This is a genomic window from Shimazuella alba (assembly GCF_009831235.1).
Lineage (GTDB): Bacteria > Bacillota > Bacilli > Thermoactinomycetales > Thermoactinomycetaceae > Shimazuella > Shimazuella alba.
The window spans coordinates 59,837-72,098 of the sequence record NZ_WUUL01000008.1 but is presented as its reverse complement, the minus strand read 5'-3'; the positions used below and the strand labels follow the sequence as shown (position 1 = coordinate 72,098).

Here is a 12,262-nt window from a genome sequence, read left to right as displayed (position 1 = left end):
CGTTTCGACATTTCCCTTGAGTGAAAAAAGGAGATTCGCACGAAGAGGATGTTATTAATCTTTTAATTAGGAAACTGCATGTTTTGTATGAATATTATTATATTATCTACTCGATAAAATAGAGAAGAGAAACCAAATCTATAAAAAACCCTCTCTAACTATATCCTAATTGATGAAAAAATTCATATAATAATAACAAAGATTCCTTTCAAAAGTGAGAGATATATCCCCTTTAATCATATTTCATCAAAAAATGAACTTCATATTCTTATTTATTTTGAAGAGCAAGATGACTTTTAAGGAGGAAAATCATGAACAAAAAAGCTGTACGTGCTTGGATATGGTATGACTGGGCAAACTCTGCGTTTGCAACCACCATGATTGCAGCTGTCATGCCGATATTTTTTTCTGATGTAGCTGCGAAATCACTATCTAAGACAACAGCTACTGCTTATTGGGGGTACACAGAATCGATATCCTTGGTATTACTTGTTTTCCTATCTCCAATTTTGGGTACTATCGCTGATCAAGCTGGAAGAAAAAAACAATTCCTTCGCTTTTTTACCTATCTAGGAATAGCAGCTTCTTTACTTATGGCAACAATTGGAGAAGGAGACTGGATATGGGCTGTCATTCTTGTCATTATTGGAACACTAGCTTTTGCCTGCAGCAATATCTTTTATGATGCCTTCTTACCAGAGATAGCGGATGAACAAGATCGAGATATGGTTTCTAGCCGTGGCTATGCTCTTGGATATATTGGCGGCGGGGTACTACTAGCATTGCAGTTGGTATTGATTCAACAACCAGAATGGTTTGGATTAACCACTATTTCAGCTACACAAATCTCTTTTGCATCCGTAGCGGTATGGTGGTTTCTCTTCTCTCTGCCTCTCTTTCGTCATGTAGAAGAAAAATCGAAAAAAACAGAAGAAAGCTTACTAAAACTGTGTAAAAATAGTATCTACCAGGTTCTGCAAACCATCAAACAACTTCCTAGATATCCAGAATTACTTCGTTTTCTTATTGCTTTCTGGTTTTTTAATGATGGGATTAATACCATCATTAAAATGGCTACCATTTATGGCAGAGAAATCGGCATTGGTACAAGTGATCTTATTTTCGCCTTACTAATTACCCAATTTGTTGGGTTACCCTGTACGTTACTTTTTGGGAAATTTGCAGGATGGTTTGGAACCAAGCGGACTTTAATTTTGACTATCATCGTCTACCTGTTTATTGTCTTATTAGGGTATGGAATGACAACTGCCTTTCACTTTTACACGCTTGCAATCTTAGTTGGAATCGTACAAGGAGGAAGCCAAGCTCTATCCAGATCCATCTATAGCCAACTTGTACCAATTGGTAGAAATGCAGAGTTTTTTGGATTCTATGGACTATCGGGGAAATTTTCTGCTATATTTGGACCTTTTGTCTTTGGACTCGCTGGACAATTAACAGGATCAAGTAGATTTGGTATTCTTTCACTCGCTATATTTTTCTTGATCGGGATCGCGCTACTGTGGAGCCTCAATCTAGAAAAAGGGAAACAAGAAGCAAAACAATAAAACAACTTGCCAGAAAAATTGGCCACCCTGATAATAAAGGGATGGCCTTTATCATTTGTGTCAGGTTTATCTCCTTGAACGAAGCCGAATTTTCCTTACCATTATCGCAGTAGGCCAAGCAATGAGAACCGTGACGATTAGAACGGATCCAACATTTTTGTTGAGCATACCATATACAAAAAAGTTAATCAGATAATTCATGATTACAATTAACATGTTAGCAAGAAAAACATGAAAAAAGAGTTGTTTATCTACATGCCTTCCAATCCAATACCCAACGGCAATCTCCCCAATAACAACCACAGGAATGGTCAATAAAATAATGGCTAAATTTGGATCCATTTGAAACTGCAAAATAGTAAATAATTGTTCGATAAGATATCCTAGCGGTAACATAATGACAAATCCTAATCCACCTGCTTGTAAAATGCGCAACCTATTTAATTTCATTTATAAACCTCCAAAAATTATAAATATGAATAAATATTATCATTACTTTCTATACAAATAACTCGTATAAAAACGGTATTTATTTACAAAAAATGAAGTTGAATCATATGGCAACAAAAAAGCATATCCACACTTACATGGATACACTCGCTTCATGCTAAGCTATTTTATTTACGACGTACCAACAATGCAAGCGGGTACGAAGGAATACTGAGAAACAAAGCCATAACAGGCGTAAAGGCCGCAAACCAGAAAGCATTTTGACCTGCGAGAAAACCGAGAATGACAAGAAACAAAAACAATACAATATTAGCAAAAAAAACATGGGAAAATAAATGTAAAGCACGACCACCTACTTTTCTCCCAAGCCAAAATCCCAATACAAACTGTGCAATGACTTGGATAGGTAAGAAATAAGCAAGCATTTGGTCATATGTAATTGATTTTGGAGATATACCCTGATAACTCATAATGAAACCAGATATGATCCCTCCAAGTATTAAACAAGCGATCGCTAATCCTACAGCTTGCAAGATACGGGCTTGATTCATTTGAAAAACTCCCTATTTCCTAGTACTAACATTTTAAAGTTGCTGATTGGATGTATCTGTGAAGTTTCACTTACGATCAAAAGCCAGCAGATCTAGTTACTACTACACCCACTCTGATAAGAATAACATATTCTACGGTGGGTGACCCAACATTATTCTTAGATCTCCATCTTTGAACGTCCAATATTCTGCTATCCTCTCATAGAGGATCAACCAAAATTGGTTGTACTTTCCCGATGACATTATAGATACGGACAAAGAAAAGATAGAACTCCTCTTCTATCTTATTTTTTATTTGATTTCGTTTTATGTCAACCAACTTTTGTTTGTTTTTCACTCCATTTTTTATCACAAAGAACTACAGATGTCTCGATTTGCCTTAGTGAAACATTCCAATATTTCTTTAACCACCTTTCTTTTCCCGCCTCTGAAACCACATGGTAAAAACGTATTGCCATGATGCTGAATCCCATGTCCCTATTAAAATGGGTTGATCGGTAGACTTTATCAAGTGAAGCAAGAGTTTGGAGCCTATCCCCACTGTTTCGTTGAGTTGTTTTTATAGCATGCCTAATAAGAGAAACTTCGCTTTTTTCCTGTAACCTCATCATATCTAACACCTCATTTTTCTCCTCACAGCCAAAAAATAACCCCATCCTATATAGTAAAAGAAATCACCGAGTTCGAGTGGAAGATCAAATTGATGGACCCCTACAGTTACAATTAAGGTATGCATATTCATAACTTTCTTTCGAACAGGAGCAGATATCTGCTCTTGTTTCATCTCATCAAAAGCAATACCAGTTTATAAATTCGACCTTACTGATTATCTGGACTTTTTCCCGATCTGATACAAACAAGAAGCTAGAGGATATCCTCTAGCTTACATAGGCTTTCGTATATAATTTCGATACAAGTTGATCACCAATACAAATGGCAGCACATAATTCACTAGGTAGAAGTAAAAGTTAACTGATCGAAATATTTTATTCTCCGAAACAAAATAATCTGGGTTGAACATATAGATAAAAGGCAGTATGGCAAAAAGACCAATAATAATGTTGCCAAATCCTTTTAGTTTAGAGCTCAAAACTTCTAGCAGATATCCAAAATCTGTTCTTGTGCTTTTACCCATGAATGCCCATTGATAAACACGATAGCGAGGTGTAAAAGTAGCAAAAATATATAAGAGCGGTAAAAGACCAATCAAGGATACATTTATCATGCTAGGATTGTATTTTTGGATTAAAACTAATTCAGCTGTACTGACAAGTGCAAAAAGCCAGCTTCCTGTAAATTGTCTTCCCTCACGTTTACAGATCAAAGCGCGGGAATGCTTGATTTGTTTTATAAGATCCTTGTTATTGGTTTTTATGGAAGAAGCACGCTTAAGATAAATATATGCCATGGTAACATCTGCTTGTGAGGTAGGATAAAAGCCAGCCTCCAGATGTGGATGGCCTTCCTCAATTTCTTTCCATGTGCTAAAGGCAATGTCCAAATATGCTCGTACTAGTTCTTCTTTGTAAGTATGATTTTCGGGTGCTTGCTCTACACTTTTTTCGAGTAGTTGAATACCATGCCGAAAGTTACCATGTTGTACATAGAGAGAACCAAGCCTATACTGGTATTCGGTTTCTGAAGAATCTAAAGATATCGCATGTTCAAATGCCTCTTCCGCTCTAGATAACCGATTAGAGGATTGATACATTTGACCTAGTATAAATGAATATTCAGCATTATTAGGTGCACGATCACAAGCCTTGGTCATAGCCTCGATCGCTTCCTGTTTTTCGCCTACAGCAAATCTAGCTTGACCAAGTAATGCCCAAGCTTCCGCTCGATCTTGAATATGTTCCGTCAACTTAATAGCAATAAACAATGCATCCTCAGGTTGACTTACTTCTAACAAACGAAAGCCTTCTGCAACTGCTTCTGTAATCTTTTCTTCCGGCCAACCAGTAGGATGGTCTCGAAGTTGCTGATCGTAAATCTCTCTTTGCTCTTTATTGAGCAGTATTGCTTCTATCGTTTCCAATTTACTCAACATTTGTTCCGCTTCTTGTCTGCGGTTCATTTGAGCGGCATTGGTTCGAGCACTCCACAATCGTATCTGATGATGGATGATTTTCTGTATCTCTTCCGTGGTTGCATTTTGGGAGAGCTCTAAAAATTGATAGTAGTTCTCCATGGCGGATATTCCTTTTCGTGTGCTCAGCTGATCGCTAAGTTGGCAACACGTTTTTGTTTTTCTATTACTTCATCTTCTGTCAAGTTGGATGTACGTTCAATATCTAATTCACCTAGCAAAGTTCCTGCTGTTGAGTCAATCACAGATATATGGATGATCCCATCACTATCATATTCAAAAATAACTTCAATCGGAGCACCTTTTGGATATTCGGGAAGATCAATCATACCTTCTCCAACTATTTTTACATAGTCGAGATCAACATCTTCACCCTCTGTTACTTGAATATGTAATTGAGTTTGCTGATCCACCGTAGTGGTATAGTGATTGCTTACTCTTGTAGGAATAGCAGTATCCTTTTTCAAAACGATAGAGTTTACTTCATGGCCACTCTCATCTAGCGCTACTACCCCCATGCTATGTGAGTTAACATCTTGTACTTCCACCATTGGAAAGGAATGGTTATCAACTAATTCTTGACGTCCTTCCTTCATCATCAAGATTAATCCTTGAATAGCAGCACCTTGTGCAACTACCTCATCTGGATTTACATCTAATGATGGTTTAAGACCTGTTACACGCTCGATCAATTCAGGTACAGCGCGCATTCTGGTAGAACCTCCAACAAGTAAGACACGGTTGATATCGTTCCAACCTAATCCTGCGTCTTCGAGTACAAACTCCATAATTTTCTGTGTTTGTTTAAGTAAATGGTTGGTAACTTCTTCGAAGTTTTGGCGAGAAAGAGGAATGGTAACGTTCACTCCATTAGCAGAAAGGAACACATTAGTACGTTCTCTAGAAGATAGCGTTTTCTTGGCAATTTCTGCTTTGTCTCTCAGATCTTGTTCTAACATCGGATCTTCTAAAAGGTCTACTCCACCTGCTTTGACAAATTGATCATTGAGATACTCCATTACTGCGTTATCCCAATCAAAACCACCCAAGCTCTTGGCACCGCCTGTTGCCAGTACCTTCAATCCCTCAGGGCTCAAATGCATAATGGTAACGTCAAAGGTACCCCCACCAAGATCATAAACGAGAATGGTTTGGGTTTCATCTAATTTATTTAATCCATATGCAAGTGCAGCTGCAGTAGGTTCATTGATAATACGCAAAACATTTATACCAGCAATCCGTCCAGCATCTTGTGTTGCTTTTCGTTGTGCATCATCAAAATATGCAGGAACAGTAACAACAGCATCTTCGATTTTTTCCCCAAGCAGGGTTTCTGCATCTTCTTTTAAACGGCGTAAAATCATTGCAGAAATTTCTTCTGGAGTGTAAACTTCCGCATTTTCGGTACGAAACTTCCACCCTTTATCACCAATTTGTCTTTTTACAAATTGAATTACGTTGAATGGATTGGCAACCGCAGATCGCTTTGCAATGCTACCTACGATTGGATCATCTCCATCGAATAAGACTACAGAAGGGGTTATTCTTTCTCCTTCTCGGTTGGTTAGTACTTCTGGTTTTCCATATTGGTTAACGATTGAGATCGCTGAGTATGTTGTACCTAAATCGATTCCTACTACTCGCGCCATCTTTTTTCACTCCTTCTTACCGCATAATGTCAGATGAACGCCAAGCTCGCTAGTTTTTTCAGAAGAAAATGAAAAGATGGTTGCCCATCTATGTGGAGAAAAAGCAAAGAGGTTAGAGGGATCTATGTTTGCAATTAAATTCATTTCATTTTTTTATAAAATCATAAACTTTGCTCATTTCTTTGCAAACTAGAGAACTCTTCCCTACTATACTACTTCCTCGTAACCTCTCAACCTCCATAAACAATAGAGAGCAACGGCCTTATTTTGGTTGGTACTTCTTGATGACAACTTTGGTTGGTCTTAAAATAACATCTTTGTACTTAAAACCATTTCGAACAATATCAACAATCTGGTTGTCTTCACTTGGATGAAATGTAGGTTCTATCTTAACTACTTCTTGATACTTAGGATCGAAGGTATAAGATGTGAGGATTATTGGTTCTACTCCACGTCTGTACAATATCTCCATCAATTCACCATTTAGTGATTTGAGCAGATCTGCTAACTCAGGAGATAACACCCCTGAATCGATCGCATCTTTATAGATACTCTCCATCCGATCGTGAAATAAAATTAAGTCAATATATAGTGGACGAAGATGTGCTAGTTCTTGATCTTGCTTAAGGTCATCCATTTCTTGATACAAGCGTTCAAATGCTACTTCTTTGGTTTTGTCATAGCTCAACCGTTTCTCAACTAATCGAACAAGTGATGTGAAATTAGATTGTAGACCAGACAAAAAAGAGAGTACCTGTTGTTGTTGACGATCGGGTGATTTTACCTCCTTCACTTCCTTAGAAGTTGCAGCACGTTCTCTGGACAGAAAACTCATCCGAGACGCTTGCTGGCTTTTTTGCGGAAGCTGCGGAGCTTTACCGAAAAATCTCTGGCTCTCTTTTTTGGGACCCATAGATGTTCCTCCCTATTCATGAGTTTACATTTGCAATGATACTAGCCCTATTAAAACCACAAATTTTGGTCGCGTTCAGTCCCCACAAGATGAAAGGAGCAAAAGGTAAGGTAGTATCTTTATTCACTTTTTTACTTTGAAATACCTTCCCATATCTTAAGAAAAACAAGCGTAAAGTTTGTCGTGTAAATGTGTACGGAGAAATAGTAGTGATTGTAAACAGACTTAATATGGAGAGTATTTCAATATCGCCGCCGCCAATCGCCCCCTAGTCTTATACGAAGAGCGATTAATGTTATAAGACTTGTACCAATGTAGTCCCACTGAAAATAGGGTAGTAGCGAGATCGACATATTATTGCTAATACAAGTCTGATTAGAATAACTCGATCAAGAGATCATCAGCGATATCTCTAGCTAAAGCTAGTATAGAAAGTGAGCGAAAATAGTATCGGATAGAGTGCTACAGATGACTCTCCCAGATAAACTTACTGTTAGATAACCCGTTCTCAAGGATACAGGGTCATTATAATATCTTTTGTTCGATGAAGACAAGGAGAGCAAGTATGTTCTCACTCATACTTATCTCACTCTTATCGATTTACTATTTATCATTATAACAGCTACTTTGGATACTAGCACTAATCTGTTATTCTATTGGCAATATGTGTATATATTTTCAGGTTTTTGTTTTTTTACGTTAATAAAGGTACCTTAAACCTCCTTATTGACAAGAAATGATTTGTTTCCTCAATAAGTATACAAAAAATCAGATTAGTTTTAAAGAGAGTATAGAAAAATTAGCCTCTATCTGTAAAACGGTAGAGGCTAATTTTTTATTGTTGTTCACGCATATGAGGAAATAATAGAACATCTCGAATAGAAGGGCTATCTGTTAACAGCATAACAAGACGATCGATCCCAATCCCTAAACCACCAGCTGGCGGCATACCGTGTTCCATTGCTTCTAAGAAATCTTCATCCAAAGGTTGCGCTTCGTCATTACCAGCTGCTTTTTCTGCCATCTGTGCTTCAAAACGAATGCGTTGTTCGATTGGATCATTTAGTTCTGTAAATGCATTGGCATGTTCTCTACCATAAATAAATAACTCGAACCGATCCGTAAAACGATCATCTTGCGCATTTTGTTTCGCTAGAGGTGAGATCGCCACTGGATGGCCATATACAAAAGTAGGTTGAATGAGTAAGTGCTCGATTTTTTGTTCAAAAAATTCGTTGACGATATGACCGAATGTCATAGCTGGTGTTACTTCTACGCCATGTTCACGAGCTAGTTGATGAGCTTGTTCGTCCGAAATTTGCTCCGTAAAATCAATTCCTACATGTTCTTTGATCAAATCAGTCATGGAACGACGCGCCCATCCAAGGGAGAGATCAATTTCTTGGCCTTGATACGTAATAACGGAAGTACCACGAACTTGTTTGGTGATAGAGGCAATCAAGTTCTCCGTCAAATCCATAATATCTTCAAAGTCTGCATATGCTTCATATAATTCCATCATGGTGAATTCAGGATTATGTCTTGTAGAAATCCCTTCATTACGATAACATCTTCCGATTTCAAAAACTTTTTCCACTCCACCAATCATGAGGCGCTTCAAATGTAGTTCAAGCGCTACACGCATAAAAAGAGGCATGTCCAACGCATTATGATGAGTTACAAATGGCCTAGCAGAAGCTCCACCAGCTAACACGTGTAAAGTAGGAGTCTCTACTTCCAAATAGCCAAGATCAGTCAAATGTCGACGCATCGCAGTCAAAACTTGACTTCTCGTTATAAAGGTTTGTTTGACTTCTGGGTTCACAATCAAATCTAGATAACGTTTCCGGTAACGTTGTTCTACATCTTTGAGTCCATGATATTTTTCTGGAAGAGGGCGCAATGCTTTGGACAAAAATGTGAGTTCTTTTGCACGAACGCTCAGTTCTCCTCGATTGGTTTTAAAGACAATACCAGAGATCCCTAAATAATCTCCCATATCGCTTTGTGAAAATACATCATACTGCTCTTCACCTACTTGATCCAAACGCACATAGATCTGGATTTGACCACTTACATCTTGCAAATGGGCAAAAGACGCTTTTCCTTGTACCCGTTTGGTCATTAACCGTCCAGCTATGGAAACAGTAATTTCTTTGTCTGCTAGTTCTTCTTTCGTGAACCCGTCATATAGCGCTTCTAAATCTTTTGTTACATGAGTACGGACATATTTTTTACCAAATGGATCAACACCACGTTCTTTTAGTGCTTCCATTTTTTCTCTTCTTACTTGCATTTGTTCACTTTGTTCAGCTTGATCGATCATTTCTCGTCTTCACTCCTCAAATCCGCAACTCTAAGCGACGGTTTCCTCTACTTCTTGTGCAAAGGTTAACAAATAACCAGCCATTTCATCACGGGTCGTAGCTCGATTTACAATATCTTTTAATTTTGAGCTGTCACGCAACCCCTTTAAATACCAAGCAGCATGTTTACGCATTTCGCGAACTGCAACTTCTTCTCCTCGAAGGGCGATCAGGCGATCCATATGAAGAATTGCAATCTCCATTTTTTCTTTGGCTCCTGGTTCTGGAGTAAGAATACCCTCTTGTAAATAATTGATGGTGCGATATAGCATCCAAGGGTTCCCAAGTGCAGCACGACCGATCATCACACCATCACATCTGGTTTTTTCCAACATGGTGCGGGCATCTTCTGGTGTAAATACATCACCATTACCGATCACAGGAATCTTCACAGCAGCCTTCACTTGGCGGATGATCTCCCAATCCGCTTTTCCTTTATACATTTGAACCCTTGTACGACCATGTACAGAAACCGCAGACCCACCTGCTCGTTCTACTGCCTGTGCATTTTCGATCGCAAAAATATGCTCATCATCCCAGCCAATTCTCATTTTAACAGTGACTGGCTTTTTCACTGCATCTACAACAGCTGAAACCATTTCATATATTTTATTTGGATCAAGCAGCCAGCGGGCTCCAGCATCGCATTTTACTACCTTGGGAACAGGACAACCCATGTTAATATCGATAATATCTGCATTGGTCTCTTGATCCACTACTTTTGCTGCTTCTACCAATGTCTGTCGATCTCCACCAAAAATTTGCAGACTCAGTGGCTTCTCTCGTTCATCGACAAACAACATTTCTCTTGTTCGTTTGTTTCCATGCAAAATAGCCTTATCGCTAACCATCTCTGCACAAACTAACCCAGTACCAAATTCTTTGGCGATCAGGCGAAAGGCAGGATTACAAACTCCAGCCATTGGAGCCAATACTACTTGATTTTTCATAGTGATAGAACCAATTTTCAACATTATTTTTCCTCCCTTCTCACATTTTTTAGGCACAAGGAAACTTTCGTTGTTTTGTAGTTAAGACAAAGTTATACTATCTCCCCTGCCAAGTAAAAGTCTTTTTTTGTATCCACTGATCATTCGATAGTGCCTTTACTGCTTGGTCTATTTTCTCTCCTGTAGGAAGAGTGAGGTCTCCTGCCACTTCGTGAAGTGGTACTAATGCAAATGCTCTCTCCAATAATCTAGGATGAGGAATGATCAAATCAGGCAAGTTGAAAATACGCTGGCCATATAGAAGGATATCTACATCCATTGTACGAGGACCAAAACGTTCTTTTCGAACACGGTGCAAACTTTGCTCTACTTTCTGTGTCATATTTAATAATTGCATAGGTGGGAGAACTGTATCAATCTCTGCTACTAAGTTATAAAAATTGGGCTGATCTAAATAGCCAACAGGTGATGTTTCATACAAGGAGGATACCTGCCTAATGGAGATACCCTGCGAATGATGCAAAAGTGCCAATGCCTGTTGTAATTGATCAAGCGGATCACCTAAATTTGCCCCAAGGCCCAAATAGGCTATCACATGTTTACTCATTTGGACCGAACCAATTCTACCCCAACTGATTGATAATGTCCTGGAATTGGAGGATCCGGTTTCACAACTCTTACCAAAACTTCTGGCACTGAAAAATTGGTAAGAAGTTCATTTGCAATTTTTTCTGCTAATGCTTCAATTAAACGAAAACGTTGATTTTCAACGATTTCTTGTACCATCTGAAAAACATTGCCATAGTCGATGGAATGCTCCAATTGGTCTGTCTTACCTGCGGTTTGTAAATTCAAACGTAGTTCTACATCTACCATAAAGCGCTGTCCAAGTTTATTCTCCTCAGGAAAAGCACCATGATAAGCATAGAAACTCATCTGCTTGAGCATGATTTTATCCATTTTCACCTGTGACTCCTTTTAATACATCCATCATCCGACAAAAACGAACCGTCTGCCCAACATCATGAACACGCACAATATGACATCCTTTGTCTATCCCCCAACCTACTGTTGCCAGTGTACCCTCTAGTCTCTCATCCGTTGGGAGCGAGAGTGTATGTCCAATAAAGGACTTACGAGAAGTAGCAAGTAACACAGGAAACCCAAGTGATACAATCTCTTCTATATGCTGTATCACAAAAATATTCTCTTCAACCGTTTTTGCAAATCCAATACCTGGATCTAGAATGATTTTTTCATCTGGTAACCCTGCTTCTCTAACCAGCTCAATTGATTGCTGCAAATCGCTCTCTACATCTTCCATCAAGTTTTCATACGGGACAGATGGGCGATTATGCATCAGAACTACGGGAACTTTTAGCTCGCCCATGACGCTGGGCATATTCGGATCTTTCTTCGCTCCCCATATATCATTAATCATATGCGCACCAGCTTCGATAGCTTCTTTGGCTACTTTTGCTTTATACGTATCAATAGATAGTGGCAAATCAATCCGAGTCACTAACTTTTCAATGATCGGGATAACTCTTGTGAGTTCTTCTTCTACAGAAACAAATTTTGCCCCTGGTCTCGTCGATTCTCCACCAATATCTAAAATATCTGCGCCCTCTTGCTGCAATTTTTCAGCATGAAACAAAGCTCGATCAAGGGAATCAAACTTACCGCCATCTGAAAAAGAATCAGGTGTCACATTTAAAATTCCCAT

Annotated in this window: 12 protein-coding genes; 1 reads left to right on the top strand and 11 read right to left on the bottom strand. The window is 38.6% G+C overall.

Annotation, left to right across the window (positions count from 1 at the left end; all coding sequences use genetic code 11):
* Positions 1-311 precede the first annotated feature (311 nt).
* On the top strand, positions 312-1,568 hold the full coding sequence (locus GSM42_RS12715) for an MFS transporter (protein WP_160801914.1): 1,257 nt from the start codon (positions 312-314) through the stop codon (positions 1,566-1,568).
* Positions 1,569-1,634: 66 nt separating this feature from the next.
* On the opposite strand, the gene GSM42_RS12710 is transcribed toward GSM42_RS12715, so the two are convergent.
* The 11 genes from GSM42_RS12710 to folP all read right to left on the bottom strand — a co-directional run bounded on the left by GSM42_RS12710 (position 1,635) and on the right by folP (position 12,262).
* Entirely contained in the window at positions 1,635-2,018 is a 384-nt protein-coding gene (locus GSM42_RS12710) for a hypothetical protein (protein WP_160801913.1), read from the bottom strand.
* Positions 2,019-2,185: 167 nt separating this feature from the next.
* On the bottom strand, positions 2,186-2,569 hold the full coding sequence (locus GSM42_RS12705; RefSeq protein ID WP_160801912.1) for a hypothetical protein: 384 nt from the start codon (positions 2,567-2,569) through the stop codon (positions 2,186-2,188).
* A gap of 311 nt (positions 2,570-2,880) precedes the next feature.
* Positions 2,881-3,027, bottom strand: coding sequence for a hypothetical protein (locus GSM42_RS12700; RefSeq protein ID WP_160801911.1), 147 nt, complete (start codon positions 3,025-3,027; stop codon positions 2,881-2,883).
* Between the two features lie 425 nt (positions 3,028-3,452).
* A complete protein-coding gene (locus GSM42_RS12695) occupies positions 3,453-4,760 on the bottom strand; it encodes a tetratricopeptide repeat protein (RefSeq protein WP_160801910.1) in 1,308 nt (435 codons plus the stop codon).
* Between the two features lie 23 nt (positions 4,761-4,783).
* The gene (locus tag GSM42_RS12690; protein WP_160801909.1) at positions 4,784-6,307 is read right to left on the bottom strand and encodes an Hsp70 family protein; all 1,524 of its coding nucleotides are present in this window, start codon (positions 6,305-6,307) and stop codon (positions 4,784-4,786) included.
* A 262-nt stretch (positions 6,308-6,569) separates the two neighbouring features.
* On the bottom strand, positions 6,570-7,220 hold the full coding sequence (locus GSM42_RS12685) for a nucleotide exchange factor GrpE (protein WP_160801908.1): 651 nt from the start codon (positions 7,218-7,220) through the stop codon (positions 6,570-6,572).
* An 835-nt stretch (positions 7,221-8,055) separates the two neighbouring features.
* On the bottom strand, positions 8,056-9,543 hold the full coding sequence (gene lysS, locus GSM42_RS12680) for a lysine--tRNA ligase (protein WP_160802047.1): 1,488 nt from the start codon (positions 9,541-9,543) through the stop codon (positions 8,056-8,058).
* Positions 9,544-9,576: 33 nt separating this feature from the next.
* Positions 9,577-10,560, bottom strand: coding sequence for a tRNA dihydrouridine synthase DusB (gene dusB / locus GSM42_RS12675; RefSeq protein ID WP_160801907.1), 984 nt, complete (start codon positions 10,558-10,560; stop codon positions 9,577-9,579).
* Positions 10,561-10,633: 73 nt separating this feature from the next.
* Positions 10,634-11,143, bottom strand: coding sequence for a 2-amino-4-hydroxy-6-hydroxymethyldihydropteridine diphosphokinase (folK, locus tag GSM42_RS12670; RefSeq protein WP_160801906.1), 510 nt, complete (start codon positions 11,141-11,143; stop codon positions 10,634-10,636).
* Entirely contained in the window at positions 11,140-11,496 is a 357-nt protein-coding gene (gene folB, locus GSM42_RS12665; RefSeq protein ID WP_160801905.1) for a dihydroneopterin aldolase, read from the bottom strand. The genes folK and folB overlap by 4 nt, the downstream gene beginning before the upstream one ends.
* Positions 11,489-12,262: a dihydropteroate synthase gene (gene folP / locus GSM42_RS12660; protein WP_160802046.1), complete on the bottom strand. Its 774-nt coding sequence runs from the start codon at positions 12,260-12,262 to the stop codon at positions 11,489-11,491. Before folP ends, folB begins: the two co-directional genes overlap by 8 nt.

What these genes read in the sequence shown, in the direction of transcription:
- folB (WP_160801905.1), bottom strand. Translation starts at nt 11,496, where the DNA reads ATGGATAAAATCATGCTCAAGCAGATGAGTTTCTATGCTTATCATGGT.
- folP (WP_160802046.1), bottom strand. Translation starts at nt 12,262, where the DNA reads ATGGGAATTTTAAATGTGACACCTGATTCTTTTTCAGATGGCGGTAAG.
- GSM42_RS12685 (WP_160801908.1), bottom strand. Translation starts at nt 7,220, where the DNA reads ATGGGTCCCAAAAAAGAGAGCCAGAGATTTTTCGGTAAAGCTCCGCAG.
- folK (WP_160801906.1), bottom strand. Translation starts at nt 11,143, where the DNA reads ATGAGTAAACATGTGATAGCCTATTTGGGCCTTGGGGCAAATTTAGGT.
- GSM42_RS12710 (WP_160801913.1), bottom strand. Translation starts at nt 2,018, where the DNA reads ATGAAATTAAATAGGTTGCGCATTTTACAAGCAGGTGGATTAGGATTT.
- GSM42_RS12705 (WP_160801912.1), bottom strand. Translation starts at nt 2,569, where the DNA reads ATGAATCAAGCCCGTATCTTGCAAGCTGTAGGATTAGCGATCGCTTGT.
- dusB (WP_160801907.1), bottom strand. Translation starts at nt 10,560, where the DNA reads ATGTTGAAAATTGGTTCTATCACTATGAAAAATCAAGTAGTATTGGCT.
- GSM42_RS12700 (WP_160801911.1), bottom strand. Translation starts at nt 3,027, where the DNA reads ATGGCAATACGTTTTTACCATGTGGTTTCAGAGGCGGGAAAAGAAAGG.
- GSM42_RS12690 (WP_160801909.1), bottom strand. Translation starts at nt 6,307, where the DNA reads ATGGCGCGAGTAGTAGGAATCGATTTAGGTACAACATACTCAGCGATC.
- GSM42_RS12715 (WP_160801914.1), top strand. Translation starts at nt 312, where the DNA reads ATGAACAAAAAAGCTGTACGTGCTTGGATATGGTATGACTGGGCAAAC.
- GSM42_RS12695 (WP_160801910.1), bottom strand. Translation starts at nt 4,760, where the DNA reads ATGGAGAACTACTATCAATTTTTAGAGCTCTCCCAAAATGCAACCACG.